Raw genomic sequence first — 25,509 nt, forward strand, 5'->3', positions numbered from 1 at the left:
TAATACGTATATTATGAAACAAATTTTTAAAGGATTTAGAATAGTTGCAGTGTTAATATTGGCATTAGCTTATGTTGGATGTGACGACGACGATGTAATATTACCGCAAATAGAAGCAGGTTTTACGCAAACAATTAATCAAGATACAGGAACAGTAACCTTTATCAATACATCTACAAACGCAGATACTTATGCCTGGGATTTTGGAGATGGAACCACTTCAACTGAGATCAACCCTATCAAGTCATTCCCTACAGGAGTTTACACTGTAACGTTGGAAGCAAGTAATAGTGCTGGTGCCTCAGAAAGTTTTGAAGATGTTATAACCATCAGTATTCCTGAAGTGGTAGCATTCCCAATTTCTTTTGATAACCCGCAAGTATCTTATGAGCCTACCGTATTCAATGGGGTAGCTTTCCAAATAGTAGAAAATCCAGATTTGTCAGGTTCAAATACGGAGGCATCTAATGTTGCCGAAATCGTAAATAGCGGAGCAACTTTTGAAGGTTTCTTTTTTGAGTTAGGAGTGCCATTAGATTTAAGCACAGACAAATCCGTAAAAATAGACTTCTGGTCTAATACCCCAATAAATGTTTTATTAAAATTAGAAGATGGTAATGGTCCAGATACAGAAGTAACCGTAAGTCACGGTGGAACAGGATGGGAAGAAATGTATTTTACATTTGATTCATCGAGTAGCTTTTCAATCATTACATTTTTTATTGATCCAACAGGTACAACTGCTGGCACTTTTTACTTGGATGGAATAGAGCAAATCAATACAGACGATATTCCATGTCTAGAAACTGAATTAAAATTACCAGTAGATTTTGATTGTGAAGGCATAGATTATGCTACTAAAATTGTTGGTAACGTGAATTTTACAGTGGTAGATAATCCAGAATTATCTGGTATTAATAATGTTGCTTCCAAAGTAGGTCAAATTACGAATGTTGGTGCAAATTTTGAAAATGCGTTTTTCAATTTTGATGTACCCGTAGACTTTACAACAGATAAAGGAATTAGTTTAAAAATGTTCTCTACACAAGCCTTACCTATTTTATTGAAGTTTGAAGATGGTACAGAGGGTGATACAGAAGATACTCAAAACCATACAGGTTCTGGTTGGGAAGAGTTAACTTTTACATTTAACTCAACAGGTTCTTACAATGATATGGTACTATTTGTAGACGGCCCAGGTGCAGCGGCAGGTACATTTTATGTAGATGATTTTGAGCAAGTATCAGGTAACGTAAGTACGCCATGTACACCCGAAATGGCTGAAAATATTGATCCTGCTAACGGAGATATTAATTGGACATTCCTTACCAATGATGCAAACACAACATTTGAAGCATTCGGTAATACATCTGGAGAAATAGTGCCTAACCCTGTGATAGATGCAGTTAATTCAAGCTGTAACGTAGAAAAATTCACTAAAACTGGAGGATGCCAGACCTTTGCAGGACTTGGAACAGAATTGGCAACTGCTTTAGACTTTACCAATGCAGCTACTAATAAAGTTTTCACCATGAAAGTTTTAGCAGAAACGCAGGTTACAGAAGTAACACTCCGTTTGGAGCGATTACCTTTTCCTGATACAGATCCTGCACAAGACCGGGTAGCCACCATAACCCAAGTAGGAGAATGGCAAGAGCTAACTTTTGATTTTTCCGATGTAAACACTGGAACTTATAAAAGTATGATTATCTATTTTGAAAGAAACCAACCTTGTGATGGAGATGTTTATTATTTTGATGATATAAAACAAGTTGCAGGCGGTGTAGGTACCACTTGTACTCCTGAAACAGCAGAGAATATTGACCCTGCTAACGGAGATATTAACTGGACATTCCTTACTAATGATGTAAACACAACATTTGAAGCCTTTGGAAATACTGCAGGAGAAATAGTTGAAAACCCTGTGTTAGATGCTGTCAATTCAAGCTGTAATGTAGAAAAATTTACGAAAACTGGAGGATGCCAAACTTTTGCGGGACTTGGAACAGAACTAGCAACTGCTTTAGATTTTACCAATGCAGCTACTAATAAAGTTTTCACCATGAAGGTTCTAGCAGAAACACAGGTTACAGAAGTAACACTGCGTTTAGAAAGATTACCTTTCCCTGATACAGATCCTGCACAAGACCGTGTTGCCACCATAACCCAAGTAGGTGCGTGGCAAGAGTTAACTTTTGATTTCTCTGATGTCAATACAGGTACTTATAAAAGTATGATTATCTATTTTGAAAGAAACCAACCTTGTGATGGTGACGTGTATTATTTTGATGATATAAAACAAGTTGCAGGCTCCGGAGGCGGAGGTGGAGGCGGAGGTACTACTTCTGGTCTCGCACAAAATGGTGATTTTGAAACTGGAGATTTCACTAGTTGGGAAGTTTTTGAAAATGGAGGATCTATAACCATAGATGGAGTTGAGAATAATGGTGGAGATTGGTCTGGAAAAATAGTGGCTACTGGAAGTTCAGCAGCTGGAAGTAATGCTACTTTAAAGCAAGAACGTAAAGGAGCGGGTGTTGTAAACGCCGGTGATACTGTACAAATAACTTTTGACTACTTAGGAGGAGCAACTGCGCCTGGAGCCGTGATTAACATTCAAATTTTTGGCGAAATTCAAGCAGGAGGAGTTTCCTTTACAGAAAACCCTCCATCACCAACTTTTGCAACTACTTGGACACCTTATACGTATACATTTACTGTTCCAAATGGGGCGGATGTTAGTGGCGGAATTACACTACAGTTTAATTCTCCCTGTGGTGCCGTTGATGGTTGTAACTCTACGCTAAATTTAGATAACGTTTCAATCAATATATTATAATTTACAAATAAGAATTAATTTTTCAATACGGTCTTTCAAACTGTTAAGACCGTATTGAATTTATTATAGAATCAAAGTTTTATAGGATCCTCTAGATAGGCTAATAAAAAACCACATTGTACATACATTAATGAAGCAAGATAAAGCACATCAAAAAATAGCAATGGAACAAGTTATAATTGACAACGAAGCGTATTTTAAAATCGCTAATAGCGATCATATGCGTCCGTTTTTTATGAGTATTGTAAGTGATTCCAACCATTGGATGTTTATTTCAAGTAATGGAGGTTTAACAGCTGGACGTAAAAACAGTGAATATTCGTTTTTCCCTTATTATACGGATGATAAAATTACAGAGTCTGCTGAAATAACAGGAAGCAAATCCATTTTTCAAGTTAATGGGAAACAACTCTGGGAACCATTTTCTATTCGACAAGAAGGTTTATACAAGACCACTAGAAATCTTTATAAAAATATCTTTGGTAATAAAGTGATATTTGAAGAAATTAATCATGACTTATCTTTAACCTTTAGGTATCAATGGAGCTCTAGCAATGAATTTGGTTTTGTAAAAAAGTCTACATTGGTAAATAATTCATCTTCAAACATCAATGTGGTCTTACTAGATGGATTTCAGAATATTTTACCCTATGGAGTGCCTACAGATACTCAAAACAGAGTGAGTAATTTGGTAGATGCTTACAAAAGAAATCAACTTGAAAAAGAAGTAGGTCTTGGTATCTATGCATTAAGTGCAATTATTGTAGATAAAGCAGAACCAAGTGAGGCTTTAAAAGCAAATATAGCTTGGTCATTAGGTTTAAAGAATCCAAAATATTTAGTGTCTTCCCTTCAGCTTCAAGAATTTAGAAGTGGAAACAAGATTAAAGAAGAAACAGACATTAAAGCAGAAAAAGGAGCCTATTTTGTGAACGTGGAAATTGAGCTTGCATCTTTAGCAGAAAAAGAATGGATATTGGTTGCAAACGTAAATCAAGATCATTCTGCTATTGCAAGTATTATTCATCAAATTAATCAGGAAAAAAACTTATATGAACAAGTTTTAGAAAACGTAGAACTTGGCACAAAAAGATTAATTCAACTCAATGGAAGTTCAGATGGTTTACAACAAACGGCAGATAATTTAAGAGATACTAGACATTTTTCTAATACGCTGTTCAATATTATGCGCGGTGGGATTTTTGATAATAATTATAATATTGAAAAGTGGGATTTCAAAAATTATCTATCAAATGCTAATAAAACAGTTTTTCAAAGTGTTGAAGCTACTATTGATTCGCTTCCAGAAATATTTTCTCTTACTCAATTAAAAAATGTAGCTAACCAAAGTAACGATAAGAACTTTAGAAGACTTTGTTTAGAATATATGCCGCTTAAATTTAGTAGAAGACATGGTGACCCAAGTAGACCATGGAACATATTTTCTATAAATACACGTAGCGAATTAGATGGATCAAAAATTCTAGATTATCAAGGCAATTGGAGAGATATTTTTCAAAACTGGGAAGCACTAGCGCTCTCCTTTCCTGAATTTGTTGAGGCCATGATTCATAAATTTTTGAATGCCACTACATTTGATGGATATAACCCTTATCGCGTTACAAAAGACGGATTTGACTGGGAAACTATTGAGCCAGATAATCCTTGGTCATATATTGGATATTGGGGAGATCATCAAATTATATACTTACTTAAATTTTTAGAATTTATAGAGAAATACACTCCAGGTAAATTAGACTCTTATTTTAATGAGGAGATATTTGTGTATGCCAATGTTCCTTATAAAATAAAGAGTTATGAAGATATTTTAAATAACCCAAAAGATACTATAGAGTTTGATGAGGAATTAGATCATCATATAGCTATTACAAAAGAAACTCTAGGAGCTGATAGTGCCCTAAGATTCAATAAAGAGGGAACCATACATCAAGTAAATTTTATAGAGAAAATATTGGCAACGGTATTGGCCAAAGTATCTAATTTTATTCCTGAAGCTGGAATCTGGTTAAATACACAACGGCCAGAATGGAACGATGCTAATAATGCCCTAGTAGGTAATGGAGTGTCCATGGTGACCCTCTATTATTTAAGACGTTTTTTAAACTTTTTTGAAAAAACGCTTACTGATTCTAATGTAAAAGTGGTTGCTGTGTCAGAAGAATTAATGAAATTCTTTCAAAGCATACATGCAACTTTAGAAACGCATCAGGATTTATTAAATACGACAATTTCAGATAAAGATCGTAAGCAAATTTTAGATGGTCTTGGACAGGCGGGAAGTGAATACAGACTTACTATTTATGACAAAAAGTTTACAGGAAATAAAAACAATCTGGAACTACAAAAAGTTATTCAGTTTTTAAAGCTTACCCTTAGTTATTTAGATCACACGATTGATGCTAATAGGCGTAAAGATAATATGTACCATGCCTACAATTTAATGACACTGCATGGAGATCATTCAGTATCCATATCTTATTTAGAGGAAATGTTAGAGGGCCAGGTAGCAGCCTTGAGTTCTGGTTATATTTCATCTAAAGATTGTATGAACTTGCTAGATGGATTAAAAAATAGTGCACTATTTAGAGAAGATCAATATAGTTATTTACTGTATCCAAATAAGGAACTGCCTAGTTTTTTAAATAAGAATAGTATTCCAAAGGAAGCCATTGAAAGATCTCAATTGTTAAAACAGCTTGTTAAAGATGGGAATAATAGAATTATAGAGAAAGATATAAATGGAAAATATCATTTTAATGGTAATTTTAATAATGCCAATAGTGTTAAAAATGCCTTATCAAAATTAGACGCATCTCAATACAAAGACTTAGTAGACGCTGAAAAATCATTAATACTTAACATTTTTGAGGAAGTTTTTAACCATAAAGCGTTTACGGGTAGATCTGGTACTTTCTATGGGTATGAAGGTCTTGGTTCTATTTATTGGCATATGGTCTCTAAATTACAATTGGCAGTGCAAGAATGCTGTATTAGAGCAATTGAAGATAAAGAAAGTGATAAAGTTATTGGTAGGTTATTAGAGCACTATTATGAAATTAATGAAGGCATAGGTGTACATAAATCTCCCTCACTTTACGGAGCTTTCCCAACAGATCCATATTCACATACACCTTCTGGAAAAGGTGCACAACAACCAGGTATGACCGGGCAGGTAAAAGAAGATATTTTAAGCAGGTTTGGAGAATTAGGCGTTTTCTTAGAAAATGGCAAATTATCTTTTAATCCTTGTTTGCTAAGAAGAAATGAATTTTTATCACACCCAAAAATGTTTGAGTATCTAGATGTAGATGCCAATCAAAAAAGACTTCCTTTAGATGCAAACTCACTATGTTTTACCTACTGTCAGGTTCCTGTTATTTATAAATTGGCAGATACAGAAAGCTTAGAAGTGATCTTTAGTGATGAGCACCATAAACAATTTGATGAGTTGCAATTAGATAAGGAAACAAGTGAAAAGGTTTTTAAAAGAACTGGTTTGGTTTCACACATTGTGGTAACCTTAAAAGAAAGATTAATAAATGTGGCAATTGAACGGTAGACATTAAAGTATAAAATTAGCTTAATAACCTAAAATAGTAACGGATGAGACGGAATTTAAAATTGATTTTTCAGCTAGTATGTTTTTGCGTTTTAAGTTATGGATGCAATTCACAAAAGAAAGAAATAAAAGAAACCCAAATTGAAAAGAAAAAAGAAGTGACAGCCAAAGAGATCTTAGGTAATCCGGATTATTTAGCTATTTCCTATGGAGGATATAGAGAAAAAACAAGGGATGTACAGCCAACCATTGAGCAGCTTAAAGACGATATGAAAATTTTGGCTGCGATGGGCATTAAAATTTTACGTACTTATAATGTACAATTAGCGCAGGCACCAAATTTGCTAAAAGCAATTCGTCAATTAAAAGAAGAAGATCCTGATTTTGAAATGTACGTTATGCTTGGCGCATGGATTGATTGTAAAAACGCATGGACAGATCAAACACCAGATCACAATATAGAGAGTGAAGCAAATGCGGCTGAAATTGATCGAGCAGCAGCCCTAGCAAATCAATATCCTGAAATTGTAAAGGTAATAGCAGTTGGAAATGAAGCCATGGTAAGATGGGCTACCAGCTACTACGTGCAGCCAGAGGTGATATTGAAATGGGTAAACCATCTTCAGAATTTAAAGAAAGAAGGAAAACTTCCTAGTAGTTTATGGATAACTAGTTCTGATGATTTTTCATCTTGGGGTGGAGGAGATGCAACCTACCATACCAATGATCTTGAAAAACTAATCAAAGCCGTAGATTATATTTCTATGCATACGTATGCTTATCATAATTCGCATTACAATCCTGATTTTTGGTATGTCCCAGAAGAAGAAGAAAAATTATCAGACATAGAAAAAATTGATGCCGCAATGCTTCGTGCGAAGGAATTCGCAATGGCTCAATATGACAGTATTTCTAATTATATGAAAAGTTTAGGTGTAGATAAACCTATTCATATAGGAGAAACGGGTTGGGCAAGTATTTCTAATGGGCATTATGGACCTACAGGATCAAGAGCTACAGATGAGTATAAACAAGGTTTGTACTATAAACATTTAAGGGAATGGACCAATAAAAACGGAATTTCCTGTTTTTATTTTGAAGCCTTTAATGAGCGGTGGAAAGATGCACATAACGCGAAAGGCTCAGAAAATCACTTTGGGTTATTTACTATTGATGGAGAAGCTAAGTATCCTCTTTGGGATTTGGTTGATGATGGTGTGTTTGAAGGTTTAACGAGAAATGGTAATAGCATTAAAAAAACCTATAATGGCAACAAAGACCAACTTCTAAAAGATGTTTTAGTTCCGCCATCCAGAAATGAAGTATTGGTTCGCAATTGATAATGTATTCTAAATCCAGAGGTATGAAATTAAGAAATCCGTTTATTTATATTTTTCTTTTTTTAATGATAACTAGCTGCGACAATAAGAACGAACTTTTGAATGTGAAAGTTTATGAAACTTCATCAGAAGGTCATAAAATGACCGAAATAACAACGTTTTCTGGTACAGATGAAATTGTAGAAGTGAAGTTATTACCACAAGAAGAATTTCAAACAATTACAGGATTTGGAGGGTCTTTTACTGAAGCTTCTGCATATTTATTAAATAACCTTAGTAAACAAAATAGAAACAAAATTTTAGAGGCTTATTTTGGAGAGACAGGAGCCAAGTATTCTTTGACACGTACTCATATGAATTCATGTGATTTTTCATTGAGTAATTATTCATATGCGCCCGTAGAGGATGACAAAGAATTAATTCATTTTTCAATTGAAGAGGATAAAAATGATCTCATACCCATGATTCAAGATGCGATGAAAATCTCCAAAGATGGATTTAAAATCTTGTCTTCCCCTTGGACTGCACCACCTTGGATGAAAGATAATAACGAATGGCGTGGAGGAAAACTACTTCCTGAATATTATGATACTTGGGCACTATTTTTTTCTAAATACATAGATGCATACAAAGCAGAAGGAATTGATATTTGGGGCTTTACAGTAGAAAATGAACCGTTGGGGAATGATAGTAACTGGGAAAGTATGCATTTTACAGCTGAGGAAATGACTCATTTTGTTCAGAATTTCTTGGGACCTAAATTAGAAGCCGACGGAAAAGGTGAGTTGAAAATTCTGGGATACGATCAAAATAGAGAACACTTGAACCATTGGGTAGATGCGATGTATAAAAATGAAGGAACTTCAAAGTATTACGATGGTACGGCCATTCATTGGTATGCCAGTACTTACGAAGTATTTCCAGATGCGCTGCAATATGCCCATAAGAAAGCACCTAATAAACATCTAATTCAATCTGAAGCCTGTGTGGATGCAGAAGTTCCAAAATGGCAAGACGACGCTTGGTACTGGTCAAAAGAAGCAACAGATTGGGGATGGGATTGGGCACCAGAAGAAGATAAAAAGTATCATCCAAAATACGTTCCTGTATATAGGTATGCTAGAGATATTATTGGTTGTCTTAACAATTGGGTAGATGGTTGGATAGATTGGAATATGGTTTTAGATAGGCAAGGAGGCCCTAATTGGTTCAAAAATTGGTGTGTTGCTCCCGTAATTGTAGATATAGAAAGTGATGAAGTATATTTTACCCCTCTGTACTATACAATGTCTCATTTCAGCAAATATATAAGACCTGGAGCTAAAAGAATAGGATTTGAAAATTCAGATGAATCACTTCTGGTAACTGCCACAAAAAATCCAGATGGAGCGATCACTGTTGTAATGCTTAATCAAGGTACTACACCCAAAACTATTCATCTTTCACTAGGAGACAAAATGAAAGAATTACAAATAAGTGCAGAGGCTCTGCAAACTGTTATAATTGCTAATTAAAAACTAACTTAAATACATCGATATGTCGCAAAACAAAACCGCTGCAAAAGACAAAGTTCCTGTTGGCCAAAAAGCTGCATTTGGGGCAGGGCATTTTATATTGAATATTTTACCTGGTACACTAGGTGTTTTCATTCAATTTTTCTTACTAACAGCTTGGGGAGTTGATCCTCTTTGGGCAGGACTTTTGGGTGGTTTACCAAGAATATTCGATGCTATAACAGACCCAATAATGGGTTTTATTTCCGATAACACAAAATCAAGATGGGGACGTAGAAGACCCTATATTTTTATTGGTGCACTAATAAGTGGAGTTCTCTTCTTTTTAATGTGGCAGCTTGATGACAATGCTTCACAAACCTATATTATTTGGCATGTAATGATCGTTCAAATTCTATTTCTTGTGGGTAATACGATGTTTGCAACCCCACTTGTAGGACTTGGATATGAAATGACATCTGATTATAATGAAAGAACAAGATTAATGAGTTTTGCAAACAGTATGGGGCAAATTGCTTGGATGATTGTTCCTTGGCTGTATGTTATTATTCCAGACTCAAATACATTTAATACCCAAACAGAAGGAGTGAGAACAATGGCCCTGATTGTAGGAGCCATGTGTGTAGTATTTGGAATTCTTCCGGCAATGTTTTGTAAAGGAATTGATTCTGCAAACATGGAGAATAGAACAGAAATTACATTCAAAACACTGGCCTCCAATATGAAGGAGTTATTTAGAGGGATTGTTCAAGTTTCTAAAAACAAACCTTTCATGAAATTATGTGGAGCCACATTTTTGGTTTTTAATGGGTTTCAGCTTGTAGCTGCATTTGGGGTGTTTATTATTGTATTTTACATGTACAATGGTAGTTATGAATTGGCAGGTACTTGGCCGGCTTGGTTTAATACAATAAATGCCATGATTACTGCATTTTTAGTTATTCCTATTATTTCAAAAATGGCGAGCAAATGGGGAAAGAAAAAGGCTTTTATAATCTCTACAACTTTGTCTATTGTTGGATATCTTTTGAAATGGTGGGGCTTTGATAAAGAACTGAATAGTAAATTTAGTGAAACCGGATTTGGTAAAGGCTTAAATTCTGCTGTAGGTTCTCTCTTTGAATCATTAAATCCTATCTTGAATGATATTGGAATGTCTTGGTTCACCATAGATCCCGGTAGTGAAATTCCATGGCTTATATTTGCACCAGTTCCATTATTTGCTTTTGGAATGGGTGGATTATTTACGTTGATGATGTCTATGACAGCGGATGTGTGCGATTTAGATGAATTAGAAAATGGGATGCCACGTAAAGAAGGTACTTTTGGTGCCATCTATTGGTGGATGGTTAAATTGGGCCAAGCTATCGCACTTGTGTTAGGAGGATTAATTTTAAAGATTGTAGGATTTGATCCAAATGTTACTGAGCAAACGCTGGAAACCATGAACAATCTTAGAATTGCAGATATAGTAATTCCTTCATTTACTGCGGCACTGGCTATTCTGGTAATGTGGAAATATAGTCTTAGTGAAGAACGCGCAAAAGAAATTAAAGAGATGTTGGTTGAACGCAGAGGGGAGCTTTAATAAGCATAATTATTGATACAGAGTCTAAGTAATTCATGGGAGTAAAAAAATGAAAGGGAACGCTATGCGATATCAATGAAACAAAAGATTTTAATAATTTAAGTAATTAAGAATAAAATACCTTCTATCTTTCATCGTTAGATGATTCATTAAAACGTCTAAATTAAGTGGATGTTGTTGGAAGATAGAAACTTGAAATAACAAAAACAATTAAAAACATAGTTAAAAAATATGTCTTCAGGAAGAAAAGAAAAATTTCTAGCGTTAGCATCGCTTGATTATGCAGGTAAAACAACCGAAGAACTCAAAATATTAAGCAGAAAAGTTTTAGAAAATGGAATGCATGGTCTTTGTTTCAGTCCTTATATGGAAGGTCAAAAACCGGGAGATCAAATGTCTGAAGAACAAATTCACCGGAGAATGAAAATTATTCAACCGTACACCAAATGGATTCGTTCTTTTTCATGTACGGATGGAAATGAAGCTATCCCAAGAATTGCTCACGAGTACGGTATTAAAACAATGGTGGGTGCCTGGTTAGGAGATGATTCAGAAATTAATAAGAAAGAGATAAAGGGTCTTATAGAACTAGCAAATCAAGGATATGTAGATATAGCTGCCGTAGGCAATGAAGTACTTTATCGTGGTGATTTGACAGAAGCTGAATTGCTGGACTTTATTTATCAAGTAAAAAAAGAGATCAAAAACATACCTGTAGGATATGTAGATGCTTATTACGAGTTTACAGAGCATCCTAAGGTAACGGAAGCTTGTGATGTAGTACTTGCAAATTGTTATCCATTTTGGGAAGGTTGCGATTTAGATTATTCATTGCTTTATATGAAGGATATGTATCAACGTGCACTTCGTGCAGCAAACGGAAAAAAAGTGATCATATCAGAAACAGGTTGGCCGAGTCAAGGAACTAATCTGGAAGGGGCGTACCCAACTTATGAAAATGCCTTGAAATATTTTATGAATACCCAAAAATGGTCAGAAGATGAAGATATTGAGATTTTCTATTTTTCTTCTTTTGATGAGTCCTGGAAAGTTGGTGCCGAAGGTGATGTAGGAGCTTATTGGGGCCTATGGGATAAAGATGAGCAGTTAAAGTTTTAATAAAAGAAAATTAAAGGAGCTGTTGGCTTATTAAAGCATCCTTTATACTAAAAGAATTGCATCAAATATAATCGAAATACTTCATCCAAAATAGATGATTATTCGGTTCAGTTTGATGCAATTTTTGTTTTACTTAAGTTCATTGTATTTCTATTCAAAAATGGGAATTATTGAATCAAAATATCATAATTTTTTTTTTGTTAAGATTATTTCATGATCACGTTTTTTTAAATAGAAAAAAACCGTTTCAAAATATCTTTAAAATGGTTTTATAGTAAATCTATATTCACATTTTGTGGGGTCTATTCTATATTTTTCATTAGCCAATACGAATTCACTCCAACTTTTATCTCCACCAACTCCAGTTTGTTTGTAATCAATTTGTAACCAGACAGCCGCTTTAGGTTTTATATCAAAAGAATATCGCTGCATTTTTATATTTCCTGTGTCAAAATCTGAAATAGGATTGTGATGTGCAGAAAACGAAAAAGTTTTATCTGTCATAAACTTTAGTCCTCTGTTTTTTTGATCTTTTAAAGAGACAAATCTTGTTTCTGTTCGGTATCCATTTTCTTGCGGTCTTGCATAAGGAACATAAAAATCTTCTACCTTATTTTCATAGTAACCAACAAAAGCACTCGTATTTCTATCTTCATAATTTTCATGTGGTCCTTTACCATAATAACTTACCTGATCAAATTCATTTCTTAAAACAAATTGCATTCCATACCTCGGAATAAACTTTAGAACCTTAATATTTCTCGGTATCAACTTACACTTTACTTCCAATCTTCCATCAAAATGAATTACATAGTCTATTCTATTTACAGCCTTAATCTCCTTATAAAATTGTTTATATGTGAATGAAATATACTTTTTAGCTTCTTCCTTTTTTTCTACAGATGTTGAATCATACTTTTCTGCTGCTGTTCTCCATTTAAAATAGTCACTACCTAATGAATCCTGTAATTTCCAAGTGTCAAAATCCTGATCAGTAGGAGCTCTCCAAAAATTCATTTTAACAGGTTCTTGTAACATTTCTAATCCATCTTTTTTAATGCTTACTAATCCGAACCCAGTTTTGCTAAATGTATATTCTAGATTCTGAACTTTTACAAAAAACTTTTTTTCATCTTCAGAAAATTCAAGTTTTTCTTTTCCTTTAGGGGGTAAAGGAGTTGCTTCTTTATATAAAAACTGTTCTGAGGCTATTAAACTTCCCTTTTTTATAAACGGAGAATCTTTTGTAGTATGTGCGTAAAAATTAACAAGATACTCTTTAAGTGGATCTTTGTCATAATTAAAATCAAAACTAACCAGTTCTTTTTGCTGAGGCTGTATTGTATTGATGTTTAATACCGTACTATATATTTTTTTACCGTTTTCAATCAATTCAACTGTAAAGATTAAATCTTCTGTAGACAGGAAGAAATTCTCATTAAAGATTTGGTATAGTGTGGCATTTTTTTGTGAAAATTGAATATTCTGATATACTTTTTGCACCTCATAAAGACTTGGGTGAGGAGTTCTATCTGCCGTCATTAAGCCTTTAGCGAAAAAGTTATTGTCATTCCATATTTTTTCGGAATCAAAATCACCTCCATATTTATAATAAATTTCACCAGATGGATTCTTTTTTTCTAAACCTTGATCTATCCAATGAGAAATAAAACCTCCTTGCGCTTTTGGGTTACTTCTTATCCATTCCCAATAATCTTTAAAGTGACCGCTCGCGTTGCCCATAGAATTACCATAGGTAAACCAAATAAATGGACGTTGCTCTTCTTTAGGTTTTTGACTATCCAGATCAAAATAATCTATAATTTTTTTGTCTTGATCATAATACACCCGGCTAATAACGTCTGTATTTCTGCTGTTATTTTCAACCTCTGGCTTGTCAGCACTTTCATAATGGACAGGACGGGTGCTATCAAAATTTTTAAGCCATTTGTACGCATTTAAATAATGGGTGTCTGCATCTGTTGTGTTTCCAAGAGACCATAGAATAATTGATGGATGATTGACATCTCTTCTTACCATTTGTTCTATTCTATCTAGATGCATTTGCTCAAAGTCTTTCCTGAAGGTAACATTAATAGAATCTAGGCCATAATCGTTAGATTTAAGATTAGCCTCATCTATTACAAAAATGCCATATTGATCGCATAGTTCATACCACAATGGATCGTTTGGATAATGTGCAGTTCTTACTGCATTGATATTATATTTTTTAAAGTCTTTAATATCTTCAAGCATACTTTCCTGTGAAAGTACATGTCCATTTTTAGGGTCATGTTCATGTCTATTTACTCCCTTTAACAAAATAGGTTGCCCATTAACTAAAAGTTGACCATTGCCTATTTCAATAGTTCTAAAACCAATACGGATTTTGGTTGCATCTAGTTGATCTCCTTTATCATCTTTAACCACGATCTGGAGATCATAAAGTTCAGGAGTCTCCGTAGACCAAGGGGTTACAGTTAAATATTCATCAGAGAAATTAAAATTGTGCTGCTCGTCTTTAGAGGCTGTTATTTTCTTAGATCCGGAGGTAACCACACGATTTACATCAAGCACTTTAATTTCAATTTTCAACACCTGATCTTTGCCAGTAGTATTCTTTAGAGCAAGTTCCATGTTAATAAGTCCTTCTTTGTAGTTTGATTTATCTAAAGAAGCATTCACCTTTAAATCTTGAATGTAGATTTTATTTGTTGCGTATACATAAACATCCCTCTCTATGCCGCTAACTTTCCAAAAATCTTGATCTTCAAAATAAGATCCATCACACCATCTGTATACTTCAACCGCAATAGTATTCTTTCCTGGTTCAATAAATTTTGTAATATTAAATTCTCCAGGAGTTTTAGAACCCTCTTTATAGCCTACCTTTTTACCATTTACCCATACATAATAAGCAGAGCTAACTGCACCGAAATGGACAAATATATTTTTGCCGTTCCAATCTGTTGGAACAGAAAATGTTCTTTTATAACTCCCTACCGGATTGTTGTCATGTGGTATTTCAGGCGCATTTTTTGGAAAAGAATAATTAATATGGGTATAAATAGGATTTCCGTAACCATGCATTTGCCAATTAGATGGAACAACCAAGCTATCCCATTTAGATACATCATAACTATCTTTATAAAAATATTTAGGTCTTTCTGATGGCTTCGCTACCCAATTAAACTTCCAAAACCCATTGAGACTCTGGTAGTTTGAAAGATCTGCTGGGAATTTGTTTAAAGAGTTTGCATCATAGTGATAAAAGGAAGCTCTAGCTTTTTCGGTATTTATAGAATTTATCTTTGGATTCTCCCAATCCATTATTTTTTGTGCATCAACGAAATTGGTTAAAATAATAAAGATGAATAGGAAGGTATAATGGATACTTTTCATTTGTATTTTAATATTTATTCAATTTAATTTTAAAGCACCAATGTCGGATAAATTCTTGATAAGACTACTTAAAATGTCATAAGTGGGATTTAAACTATAAATAATACCAAAAGTATCCATATCATTTTATAAATAAAAATAGCCCTATTTTCAATTAAGCTACTGTTTTTTAGGGGATAGTCATCCGTAGCAAGTCTACTTTTGTCTTAAACAAAGCTCAGATAAGAAGTGGGGTTTATGTTATAAAAGTGATTCTTTGGATCAATTTGTTTTTTTAGAGGAAAAAGTTGTTGATGAAATTTAGGTTAGGTACTCACTATATTGCTTTGTTTTCTAGTTTTAATCAACCGTTAATCCTTTTACGATTTCTCTCCTTCTCTTTACATAGAAAAATGCCATCTGTAACTTTAACTTATTCATCTGGACAGTAATTTCTTTTTTCCAAATGGAATTATTAAAACCTTTTCTTTTTCCTAAATCCCAGCCATTTAAATAAAATATTTTTCTTTTTGGAAAAGCAAGAAAATAGATTTTTTATTATAAAAACCTAGCTACGACTAAAATCCAACCTATCAATAAACACAAACCACCTAACGGAGTGATGGGACCAAGTAATTTAATCTTTTTTCCTAGAGAAGCAGAGATACAAAGCCCATAGATGCTAAAAGAAAATAAAACAGTACCTATAATCAAGAACCAAGCAATGGTTCGTTCAAGGGATGTATCTAGATTCAAGTTAAAACCTAGGATAAGCAAAACTAAAGCATGATACATTTGGTATTTTACTCCAGTTTCAAAACTTTGCATGAGATCTGGTGTAAATCTTTTTTTTAAAGCATGCGCGCCAAAGGCGCCTAAAACAATTGCTAAGGCCCCAAAGAGACCCCCTATTATAAGTACTAGTTGTTGTGTCATTAATTTAATTTTTTACTTCCCAATACAAAAATTAGCAAAAATATTACCCAATAAATCATCACTGGTAATTTCTCCGGTAATTTCTCCAAAATGATATAAAGCCTGTCTTATATCAATCGCTAATAAATCACCACTTACACCCATATTCATACCTTCCTGTACCTTTTGAATTTCTTCCAATGCTTTCAATAATGCATCATAATGACGGCTATTGGTAACTATAGTTTCGCTAGAGCGAAGCGAACCAGTATTAACTAGCTCAAGCAAATAATTTTTTAAAGTATCAACACCCTCTTTGGTTTTAGCAGAAAGAAGTAAATAATTAAACTTAGCACGTTCCTGGGTAAGTTCTTTCAAAAGACTTTCAACTTGATTTTTATCCTCAGGAGACAGCAAATCAATTTTATTAGCAATAACAATTAATGGTTTAAGTGGATGCTTATGATGAATATTCTCAATCTCAGTTTTTAATTTTTCAGTGTTCTTACCAGAAGCTTCTGCATTTAAAAGCAAGACCACTACTTGAGCCTGATCTATTTTTTCAAACGTTTTTTTAATGCCTATGGTTTCCACGATATCTTTAGTGTCTCTTATACCTGCGGTGTCAATAAATCGGAAACCTATGCCTCCTATGCTAATTTCATCTTCTATGGTATCTCGCGTTGTTCCCGCTACATCACTTACAATGGCCCTTTCTTCATTAAGTAGCGTATTGAGCAACGTAGATTTACCTACATTGGGTTCCCCCACAATAGCTACTGGAATCCCATTTTTAAGAACGTTTCCAACCGCAAATGAATCTATTAGCTTTTTTAGAACAACTTCTATACGCAGAAGCAGGGAGGTGAATTGTTCTCGATTGGCAAATTCTACATCTTCTTCGGCAAAATCTAATTCTAGCTCAATAAGGGAGGCAAAGTTGAGAAGTTCTTCTCTAAGTTTTTTAATTTCATTGCTAAATCCTCCGCGCATTTGTTGCATTGCAATTTGATGAGAAGCCTCTGTATCAGAAGCAATCAAGTCTGCTACAGCTTCGGCCTGACTGAGATCCATTTTTCCATTGAGAAATGCACGAAGGGTAAACTCTCCCGCATTAGCCATTCGGCAACCTTTTCTAAGGAGTAACTGAATTATTTCTTGTTGAATATAAGAGGAGCCATGGCATGATATTTCTACTGTTGGCTCTCCGGTATATGATTTGGTATCTAGAAAAAGTGAGACCAAAACTTCATCTAGTACACGTGTTCCATCTAAGATATGTCCTAAATGAAGTGTATGCGTATGTTGTATTAACAAGTCTTTTCCGCTGCAGGAACGAAAAATGGAGGCAACAATGTTTAAAGCATCTTTTCCCGATACTCTTAGTACCGCAATGGCTCCTGCACCAGAAGGAGTAGCCAAAGCTACAATGGTATCTTTCACCATAGGTTTTTAATTTTTGCAAAAGTACAAATTGAAGTGCAAAGTAAAGTGATTATGAAAACTGCTTTTAACAGCCTTTAACATTTGAGCATCTAGATGTTAAACTATCTATAAACCCTGCTGAATATTTGACTTGAAAGCTTTCATTCCTTACTATGTAGCAAATGAATTATTAATTTAAAACTTTAAAACAACATATGAACTATTTGAATTTAGATCAAAGTAAAACAGAAAAAACAGTAGTAGAACTCAATATATTATTAGCAGACTATCATATGTATTATCAAAAATTAAGAAATTTTCATTGGAATATTTTAGGAAAAAACTTTTTTGATTTACACGATAAGTTTGAAGAATTATACGATGAAGCAAAAATAAAAATCGATGAAATAGCAGAACGGATATTAACTTTACGTTTTCAACCTATCAGTAATTATTCTGAATATTTGAAGCTCTCCAATTTGGAAGAATCAAATGCAACCATTAGTGATAGTGAAATGGTAGAAATTCTATTGAAAGACCATGGAAGCATTTTAAAGCAAATGAGAAAAATTGTAGCCACTGCTGGAGATGCGAATGATGAAGGTACTATTGATTTGATCGGAGCCTATATTCGTGAACTAGAAAAAACTTCCTGGATGCTAGACGCATGGAGAATGAAAACTACTGAATTTATGATGAAACCTTCTATGTCATAATTCACATCTCATAAATTAGAAATAGGCCTATTAGTAAAATAGTAAAATTAGTTGGTGAAAAGGCAAAATACCATTTCTAAGCTTATTATAGTATTTTAAAATAGGTACCAAGTCCGGATATAAATTCGGACTTTTTTTATGTAACAAAAGCAAATTCTGTACGTCTTATTAGTATCAATCAAAAAATCATTAATCATGAAAAACGACAAACAAGTACTTGTTATTACCCATTTAACTCAATTACTGGATGTAATCACCGGTTTTGGAGGTTTTATAGTACCACTTATTTTATGGCTTACACAACGCGATAAGATACTAGCGATGGATGAACATGGAAAATCTATTATAAATTTTCAAATAAGTATGTTTATCTATGCATTAATTTGTGTGCCACTAATCTTATTATTTGGTTTAGGTCTTTTAGGACTGTTATTTATAGGGATATTTTGTTTTATTTTTCCTATTGTAAATGCCATAAGAGCGAGCAATGGAGATGCACCCAATTACCCATTATCAATAAGAATTATTTCGTAATTATATTTTAAAAAGTGTATTTAATTATAAAGCCCTGATAGAAAATCTATTAGGGCTTTGTAGTTAGTATACAGTAAATTGGGTTACTTAACTTTTTGTCAAAATAGTTATAAAACAATTTTCCTTTTTTTAGTTTTAAGAGTATCTTGTATTTAGAATTAAATTCCCTTAAATAAATTAAAATACGTCCTCACAAGAATGTCTTATAAACCAATCTTCTTATCCGTATGATGAATAGGCTACAAACGGTGGTTTTTGACCTTGATGATACGCTATATAAGGAACTAGAATATTTGCAATCTGCCTATAAAGAAATTGCTATTTTTTTAGAATCTAAGATTGGAGTGTCTCACCTTGAGATTCTTCAGGAAATGCTTGATTGGTATCAAAATGGTGAAAACGCATTCAAATTAGTGCTAGAAAAATATGAAACAGCCTATTTAGAAACTGACCTTCTTCTGAAGATGTATAGAAATCATGTTCCTAGTATAAAGCTATCAAATGAGGGAAAACATGTTTTAAATAGTTTAAAGGAATTAGGGATTTCAATGGGAATAATGACAGATGGTAGAAGTATACAACAACGTAATAAGATCAAGGTACTTGAATTAGAAAACTATACAAAAGATATTTTAATTTCAGAAGAGTTTGGCTCTGAAAAACCAGATGAGCGCAACTATCAACACTTCATGAAAAAGTATCCAACAGCCAATTATTTTTATATTGGTGATAACACAAAGAAAGACTTTGTTACTGCCAATAAACTAGGATGGACTACAATTTGTTTGCTGGATAACGGCAGTAACGTCCATCAACAGAATTTTACGCTTCCCAAAGCGTATTTACCGAAACATAAAATTCATAGTTTGACTGAAATCTTAGATTTGCTATAATATCTGATTGAGTTTTTTTATACCGTTAAGTCACATAACAAAAGACGCAGGTACAAACTACGTCTTTTTGTTTCTTATATTAATGGTTCTATATAGTTTTATAGCAGCCATTACGTTGCTATATTTTTAAGGAAGAACTGCAAAACTTTTGTCAATTGAAAAAAGTACAGTAGAGATTTTCCAACCTTGATCAGGAGTAGCAACTAATGTTGAAAGAATCTGTCCTTTTTCAAGAAATAGACCATCTTTTTTGATCGTATATTTTGCCGATAGTAAGGCTGTAAATTGATCTTCTATATCAATCTTGAAATTTTTAAAGTCAATCTGAAGATTAGAATTACTGGTATCTAGCGTTTCAAAAAATGCTGCTGCACTATGTTTTTCATTGCTGTATTGATCTTGAAAAAGGGTTTTAAATCTAAAACAGGGTGCCGTATTGCTTACAAACAGACTTTCAAATAATTCTAAATTATTGTCTTTAAATGCTTGTTCAAAATTATAAAATACGGTTTCTGGCACTTCTTCTATAGGTCCTAAATTTTCATAATTTGTGGTGTCATCTGGGAATGTCACCGTAGAGGAAAGATTTAGTATTTTCCAATCATCTGGTGTTTGAATATATACAAAAATATCGTTTCCGAATAAATCTGGTTCTCCATCTCGAAATCCTTGAAACGAATGGCTATCTGCTGCCATTCCTTTTTTTACGACAAAATTAATACCGCTGTATATTGGGAAATATTCATAGTCCCAGCTAGTAAAAAAACCTATCCATTGATCTCTTGTCAAACTTAAGATGTTAGGAGCTCCATAATTTTTTAGCACAAAATTTATGGTTGAAGACTCAGATAGATATAAAGCTGCGTGCCCTTCTGCATCTTTTTCTTCTTCTGTAACCCCAAAGTCTACTAGAATTTCATTTAAACGATCTATAGTTTCGTCTTTGGGTTGTGTAGATCCTGAAAAGTCATTAATGCAACTTGTAAATAACAAGATAACAATGGTTATTACTGTTGTGGTTTTTAGAAAATAAGAATTTGCTTTCATTGTAGAAATATTTATTTGGTTAATACTTCTGCAATAGTAGAGAGCTAATTCTTTATGAACGTTCGTGTACATGCAAACGAACCAAATAATAACAGATTTAGGCGCTTATGAGGCTATTTGATTCACATATTGACTCGGTGTACATTGATATACTTGTTTAAAAGACTTATTAAAGGTGGTCTTAGAATTGAATCCTACTTCGTAAGCTAATCCAAGAAGAGTATGCTCTTTATGTTCTTGATTTTTCAATTTTTCTATAAAGTGCTTCAATCGATACGAATTGACAAAATCATAAAAATTCTGATGATAATGAGAGTTGATCAAATTGGATAATTTGGTAGCACCAATTCCAATTTCAGAGGCAAGTTCCTGAAGAGAAAGTGTAGGATTTAGGTAAAGTTGATTCTCTGAAATGGTTTTTTCCAATAACATCTTTAATTGTCTTATTTCTTCTTTGGAATTTTCTTTTACAGGCAATTTCTTTAGTTGATAAGGAATGTTTAGAATCTCTGGTTTATTTAAACTGATATAAGACACGAGATAGATTAAAAATGGAATAATGATCCAGCCAATATAAAGTTTCGTAAATGGAAATATAGTAACTCCAAAGAAAAAATCAAGAGCAAATAAAATAGAAATAAGGTCGCCCAATAACAGACCTATTAAAAAGATGGAAAGATACCAGACCTTAGGTTTGAAAGAAACTGTACTTTTCGCATTTTTCTTAAACCGTAGCAGCAGCACTACTGTTTTGACAAAATAATATAATGTCCATGCAATTAAAAATGGAAAGATAAAAAACCATTCTATTCTCAAAAAATTTGAAGTAGGAGACCATATAGGTAAGAAGAAAGTTATTCCGTATATAACGTGTAAAGCAGCAGGGATAAAATAGTAGCTGTTTACTAATCTAGTTTTTGAGTTAGGAAATAGGAAGGCTTTAAAGTAATTATAGATGAAAGGTCCAAATAAAAATGCTAAAGAATCTATAAAAGCAATCGTATGAAAAGGCAATATTTGGTATACCACCGTTAATAAATAAATAAGCAAAGATAAAGTGCTAACAAATAGCAATATAGAAAGTTCTTTGTTTGAAGTTTTATTTCCATGATGATGCTTTGGCAAAAAAATGCTTAGAAAAAACCCTTGGATAACGCCTAGCAATAACAGTATAGAAACCCAGTCGTTCATATTGATATAGTATGATATAACAAATATATTTGTTAAGCGTAAGTATCCGGTTACTTTGATAGAAAAATATTCTAAAATTTCATAGTTCTTAAAGCACTAATAAAATTATCATGAATAGTAAAAGTGGGATTTCTTTTTTATTATAATCAGGCTAGTTATTGAATTTTGATAAGTCAAGGCATTAGATCTTCAGAGATGCTTCAAAAATAGTAACAGCATGTCCCATGATTTGTACCCTATTATCTCTTAATCCTACTTGCAATCTTCCTGTGCGTTTAGAAAGTTGTAAAGAATGCATATCTTTTTTATCTAACTTTTCTGCCCATAAAGGCGTTAAAGCGCAATGGGCTGATCCTGTTACAGGATCTTCATCTATTCCTAAGGATGGTGCAAAACATCTTACTACAAAATCAATCTCATCTTCATCGCTTTTTGCTGTGATCATTAGATGTCCTAATCTACTTTTCTTTATTAAATCAAAATCGGGTAGGGCAGATAGAATTTCATTTTCATCATTGGCTACTGCAATAATCCAATCATAACTACTTGCATAAACTTCCAATGGCTCAAAACCTATCATATTTTTAAATTGAAAAGGGGTAGCAATTTTAGTCAAAGGGTACTTAGGAAAATCCATAACTAAGGCATCATTATTTCTCTCAACAGATAAATTCGCTTCTTTTGCCTTAAATAAGATTGGTTTTGATTTAGAGGTCAATCCTAACTCATAAACAATGTGTGCACTTGCTAAGGTGGCGTGACCACACAGCGGTACCTCATGAGTAGGTGTGAAATAGCGAATATTAAAACCAGTATCTGATGGAAGTAGGAAAGCGGTTTCAGATAAATTCATTTCCGCTGCCATATTTTGCATCCATGTTTCAGTAACAGAATGGTCAATAATCATGACTCCAGCAGGGTTGCCTTTAAAAGGTTTTTTGGTAAAGGCATCTACATGGTATATTTTATTCGTATAAATCATAATTTATGTTTTTTTATTTGGGGAGTTCATTTGTTAGATAGCTTATAACACAATCTAGATTTTATACCAGTAAATCTCTGCTACAACTATTTCGATGTTTAAGTGAGTTTGCATATTGTTATTTGATAATTAATTTTATCGCTTTTTCCAATATCTCATCTCTTTGAGTGGTTGTTTGTTTGATATAATGAGTTGGTATATAATCTTCCCTAAGAGTACCATTTAAATGAAACAATTTGGTGGTAGCTATCTTATACTTGTATCTTTGATGTTTAAACGAAAAATCATACACTTCTCCTGCAAGCCTTCTCATTTTAGTACCCACAACTGGCCCTCTTTTCATACCTTCAAATCCAATAGCGAGGCCTTCTCCCATACTTCCTGTCCACCTACCTACTAAAATCAATATGGGTTTTTTGTAGGTTTCTAGCCTGGGAGTCACGTATTCTACCCAACTTCTCTCAATATTAGGGTTGTTTGGAGATGTAGCTATGAATGAATGTTTTTGATAAGGTTTGGGCTCGTTTATAAATCTACTCATAATGCCTCTTGCCTCATAAGAATCTCCACCAAATACCGTATTCCTTAAATCAATAATAATACCTTTTGTATCTAGTAACTTGCCTAATTCTTTATCAAATTCAGTAACCAGATTGTCATTACCTAGAGAATTATTAATTCTGATAACTCCGACATCTTTCATGATTTTTGATGTGAGTAGCTTTGTATGATTTTTAAGTTTGATAAGATCCAAATCAAGTTTAACTATTCGGAGGTCAGATAAACGTAAAGTGATTACTCTTTTATTGTTATACCTACCTGCCAAAGTCTTGTTAGCGATCCATTCTCTTACTTCTTTATTTTTTTTATCCTGACAGCATGTTGGGAAATTCTCTATAGCAATCTGAAAGTCTATATCATTAATTTTAATGATTTCGGCATCTATTAAATTGTAAGGTAACTTTTCAATGTTTGTTTGCCAAACCTGCGAAATTATCCATTTACCATTTTCAAAAACAGTATAGATAGGTGCAAACAGTCTAAAAGAAGAATTTCTATGGGTAGTAAGCGTAAGATGATTATCGTAAAATTCATCCAGTAAGTATTCAAAAAAAAGTACCGTATCTTCTTCTGTTTTGAGGGTATCTATTCTTTTTTGATAATGAGTCTTTATACAGTTTAGGTCTACATTTTTTTCTTCCAAATAGATATAATACCGAGATAGATTTTGTATAATTTCATTTAAATCTTCTATAATTCTATCTTTTTCTACCGTCTTACTCTGTGAAAACCCAATAGAAAAAGTAAATAGTATCACTAATATCAAAAATGGTTTCTTCATTTCGCAGTATAATCTTTATTCAAAACAATAATTATGTATAGATAATTGATACCGTGAAATTACTTAATAATAGGTAGATTTGCCACTTTATATGAGCTCATCTGCTAATTTCTAATCTGAGATTTCTTGAATATTATAGGAATTAAGAAGAAATCAGAGATATTTGTACTCTAAGTATTAATTCTTTGAGGGTCTTTAATTACAGCACTAACACTTGTTAGTACTTGGATAAGTGCTTTTTGAGGAATCTATTTCAGATATTCTGGTAGTTAAGGCATTACAATTGACTTTTTTATGGCTTACTCCCACATTTTCTGCTCCATATTCTTAATAATTTTCACTAATTGAAGTTTAAAATCACCATTATTTTCTAGCACTAGTAGATATTCTGATTGTGTATGAAAATAGGATGTGAGGGAGTACTCACCTTTAAAGGATAATACGTATTTATCATGACCCTTTGCTTTCCATGTTGCATTTTCTAAAAATAATATTCCGTTTTTACATCTCGGTCCTTCAAATAAATCAGTAAAATGGATCGTACCATCTGTTTTGAATTCAAAAGAATATTTGAATTCTTCTAAAGGCTTTTCTTTTTTTAGATTAAAACCTTCTTTCATGTAGCTATAAAAATTGGTCGTATAATAAGTACCTAAAATTTTATCAGGATCAGGCAGCGTATCCATTTCAATTTGAAGGTTATCTCCTGAAGTATGCACCTTTGCATAAGGCATTAAAAATTTTATTTTACTTTCAGTTTTCTGAATGCCTTGTATTCCATATAAAATACAGAGGATAAGTAATAATCTGTTTAGACTTTGCATTTGATTAAAAGATTTAGAGTTTAATAACATTACATTGCTAACAAGTATTGAGAAAGCGGTAAACCCCCTAATTCTTTTTTCTTCTTTTACTAAACTTTTCTACTTTTAAGCATCAGTACTTGATTGCAGTATGGTTTAATATATTCATTATCAATAGTGAATTGTTGGCATTCACTGATCAAAGTTTTATCAATCTATTTAATTTGCGGCTTTTATAAATTGGATTTTTCTTTTCTCAACGGGGTCATTATGCCAAAATGGTTTAACACCGGATATGAG

The 25,509-nt window shown here is 33.1% G+C and carries 17 protein-coding genes; 9 read left to right on the top strand and 8 right to left on the bottom strand.

Going from position 1 to position 25,509, the window contains the following annotated elements:
* The first annotated feature begins 13 nt into the window (after positions 1-13).
* The 6 genes from WBG07_RS15315 (at position 14) to WBG07_RS15340 (ending at position 11,980) form a co-directional block, all read left to right on the top strand.
* Positions 14-2,839: a PKD domain-containing protein gene (locus tag WBG07_RS15315; RefSeq protein ID WP_340202427.1), complete on the top strand. Its 2,826-nt coding sequence runs from the start codon at positions 14-16 to the stop codon at positions 2,837-2,839.
* A 163-nt stretch (positions 2,840-3,002) separates the two neighbouring features.
* Positions 3,003-6,419 (top strand): hypothetical protein, encoded by a 3,417-nt coding sequence (locus WBG07_RS15320; RefSeq protein WP_340202429.1) that lies wholly within the window; start codon positions 3,003-3,005, stop codon positions 6,417-6,419.
* Between the two features lie 44 nt (positions 6,420-6,463).
* On the top strand, positions 6,464-7,759 hold the full coding sequence (locus tag WBG07_RS15325) for a glycosyl hydrolase family 17 protein (protein WP_340202431.1): 1,296 nt from the start codon (positions 6,464-6,466) through the stop codon (positions 7,757-7,759).
* A gap of 23 nt (positions 7,760-7,782) precedes the next feature.
* On the top strand, positions 7,783-9,273 hold the full coding sequence (locus WBG07_RS15330; protein WP_340202433.1) for a glycoside hydrolase family 30 protein: 1,491 nt from the start codon (positions 7,783-7,785) through the stop codon (positions 9,271-9,273).
* 22 nt (positions 9,274-9,295) lie between these two features.
* Positions 9,296-10,861 carry an MFS transporter gene (locus WBG07_RS15335; RefSeq protein ID WP_340202435.1) on the top strand — a complete coding sequence of 522 codons (1,566 nt, stop codon included), beginning with the start codon at positions 9,296-9,298 and terminating at the stop codon, positions 10,859-10,861.
* Positions 10,862-11,092: 231 nt separating this feature from the next.
* Positions 11,093-11,980, top strand: a complete 888-nt coding sequence (locus WBG07_RS15340; protein WP_340202437.1) for a glycoside hydrolase family 17 protein — start codon at positions 11,093-11,095, stop codon at positions 11,978-11,980.
* A 258-nt stretch (positions 11,981-12,238) separates the two neighbouring features.
* Here the strand turns inward: WBG07_RS15340 and WBG07_RS15345 are convergent, their stop codons facing one another.
* The 3 genes from WBG07_RS15345 to mnmE form a co-directional block, all read right to left on the bottom strand.
* Positions 12,239-15,382, bottom strand: a complete 3,144-nt coding sequence (locus WBG07_RS15345) for a glycoside hydrolase family 2 TIM barrel-domain containing protein (RefSeq protein WP_340202439.1) — start codon at positions 15,380-15,382, stop codon at positions 12,239-12,241.
* A gap of 537 nt (positions 15,383-15,919) precedes the next feature.
* Complete coding sequence (locus tag WBG07_RS15350; protein WP_340202441.1) at positions 15,920-16,297, bottom strand: DUF423 domain-containing protein; 378 nt, start codon at positions 16,295-16,297, stop codon at positions 15,920-15,922.
* Between the two features lie 12 nt (positions 16,298-16,309).
* The gene (gene mnmE / locus WBG07_RS15355) at positions 16,310-17,722 is read right to left on the bottom strand and encodes a tRNA uridine-5-carboxymethylaminomethyl(34) synthesis GTPase MnmE (protein WP_340202442.1); all 1,413 of its coding nucleotides are present in this window, start codon (positions 17,720-17,722) and stop codon (positions 16,310-16,312) included.
* A 194-nt stretch (positions 17,723-17,916) separates the two neighbouring features.
* Between mnmE and WBG07_RS15360 the strand changes: the two genes are divergently transcribed.
* The 3 genes from WBG07_RS15360 (at position 17,917) to WBG07_RS15370 (ending at position 19,844) form a co-directional block, all read left to right on the top strand.
* Complete coding sequence (locus WBG07_RS15360) at positions 17,917-18,417, top strand: Dps family protein (protein WP_340202444.1); 501 nt, start codon at positions 17,917-17,919, stop codon at positions 18,415-18,417.
* Between the two features lie 195 nt (positions 18,418-18,612).
* Positions 18,613-18,951 (top strand): DUF4870 domain-containing protein, encoded by a 339-nt coding sequence (locus tag WBG07_RS15365; RefSeq protein ID WP_340202446.1) that lies wholly within the window; start codon positions 18,613-18,615, stop codon positions 18,949-18,951.
* Between the two features lie 227 nt (positions 18,952-19,178).
* Positions 19,179-19,844 carry an HAD family hydrolase gene (locus WBG07_RS15370; protein WP_340202448.1) on the top strand — a complete coding sequence of 222 codons (666 nt, stop codon included), beginning with the start codon at positions 19,179-19,181 and terminating at the stop codon, positions 19,842-19,844.
* Positions 19,845-19,970: 126 nt separating this feature from the next.
* Here the strand turns inward: WBG07_RS15370 and WBG07_RS15375 are convergent, their stop codons facing one another.
* The 5 genes from WBG07_RS15375 to WBG07_RS15395 all read right to left on the bottom strand — a co-directional run bounded on the left by WBG07_RS15375 (position 19,971) and on the right by WBG07_RS15395 (position 25,230).
* Positions 19,971-20,891, bottom strand: coding sequence for a hypothetical protein (locus WBG07_RS15375; protein WP_340202450.1), 921 nt, complete (start codon positions 20,889-20,891; stop codon positions 19,971-19,973).
* Positions 20,892-20,996: 105 nt separating this feature from the next.
* The gene (locus WBG07_RS15380) at positions 20,997-22,082 is read right to left on the bottom strand and encodes a helix-turn-helix domain-containing protein (RefSeq protein ID WP_340202452.1); all 1,086 of its coding nucleotides are present in this window, start codon (positions 22,080-22,082) and stop codon (positions 20,997-20,999) included.
* A 181-nt stretch (positions 22,083-22,263) separates the two neighbouring features.
* A complete protein-coding gene (locus WBG07_RS15385) occupies positions 22,264-23,064 on the bottom strand; it encodes a PhzF family phenazine biosynthesis protein (RefSeq protein WP_340202454.1) in 801 nt (266 codons plus the stop codon).
* Positions 23,065-23,182: 118 nt separating this feature from the next.
* On the bottom strand, positions 23,183-24,406 hold the full coding sequence (locus tag WBG07_RS15390) for a S41 family peptidase (RefSeq protein ID WP_340202456.1): 1,224 nt from the start codon (positions 24,404-24,406) through the stop codon (positions 23,183-23,185).
* A gap of 299 nt (positions 24,407-24,705) precedes the next feature.
* Positions 24,706-25,230 (bottom strand): hypothetical protein, encoded by a 525-nt coding sequence (locus WBG07_RS15395; RefSeq protein WP_340202458.1) that lies wholly within the window; start codon positions 25,228-25,230, stop codon positions 24,706-24,708.
* Positions 25,231-25,509 lie beyond the last annotated feature (279 nt).

It is taken from the genome of Ascidiimonas meishanensis, from assembly GCF_037782385.1.
Classification (GTDB): Bacteria; Bacteroidota; Bacteroidia; order Flavobacteriales; family Flavobacteriaceae; genus Ascidiimonas; species Ascidiimonas meishanensis.

Coding starts and splice junctions, on each gene's coding strand:
- WBG07_RS15315 (WP_340202427.1), top strand. CDS start 14: ATGAAACAAATTTTTAAAGGATTTAGAATAGTTGCAGTGTTAATATTG.
- WBG07_RS15320 (WP_340202429.1), top strand. CDS start 3,003: ATGGAACAAGTTATAATTGACAACGAAGCGTATTTTAAAATCGCTAAT.
- WBG07_RS15325 (WP_340202431.1), top strand. CDS start 6,464: ATGAGACGGAATTTAAAATTGATTTTTCAGCTAGTATGTTTTTGCGTT.
- WBG07_RS15330 (WP_340202433.1), top strand. CDS start 7,783: ATGAAATTAAGAAATCCGTTTATTTATATTTTTCTTTTTTTAATGATA.
- WBG07_RS15335 (WP_340202435.1), top strand. CDS start 9,296: ATGTCGCAAAACAAAACCGCTGCAAAAGACAAAGTTCCTGTTGGCCAA.
- WBG07_RS15340 (WP_340202437.1), top strand. CDS start 11,093: ATGTCTTCAGGAAGAAAAGAAAAATTTCTAGCGTTAGCATCGCTTGAT.
- WBG07_RS15345 (WP_340202439.1), bottom strand. CDS start 15,382: ATGAAAAGTATCCATTATACCTTCCTATTCATCTTTATTATTTTAACC.
- WBG07_RS15350 (WP_340202441.1), bottom strand. CDS start 16,297: ATGACACAACAACTAGTACTTATAATAGGGGGTCTCTTTGGGGCCTTA.
- mnmE (WP_340202442.1), bottom strand. CDS start 17,722: ATGGTGAAAGATACCATTGTAGCTTTGGCTACTCCTTCTGGTGCAGGA.
- WBG07_RS15360 (WP_340202444.1), top strand. CDS start 17,917: ATGAACTATTTGAATTTAGATCAAAGTAAAACAGAAAAAACAGTAGTA.
- WBG07_RS15365 (WP_340202446.1), top strand. CDS start 18,613: ATGAAAAACGACAAACAAGTACTTGTTATTACCCATTTAACTCAATTA.
- WBG07_RS15370 (WP_340202448.1), top strand. CDS start 19,179: ATGATGAATAGGCTACAAACGGTGGTTTTTGACCTTGATGATACGCTA.
- WBG07_RS15375 (WP_340202450.1), bottom strand. CDS start 20,891: ATGAAAGCAAATTCTTATTTTCTAAAAACCACAACAGTAATAACCATT.
- WBG07_RS15380 (WP_340202452.1), bottom strand. CDS start 22,082: ATGAACGACTGGGTTTCTATACTGTTATTGCTAGGCGTTATCCAAGGG.
- WBG07_RS15385 (WP_340202454.1), bottom strand. CDS start 23,064: ATGATTTATACGAATAAAATATACCATGTAGATGCCTTTACCAAAAAA.
- WBG07_RS15390 (WP_340202456.1), bottom strand. CDS start 24,406: ATGAAGAAACCATTTTTGATATTAGTGATACTATTTACTTTTTCTATT.
- WBG07_RS15395 (WP_340202458.1), bottom strand. CDS start 25,230: ATGCAAAGTCTAAACAGATTATTACTTATCCTCTGTATTTTATATGGA.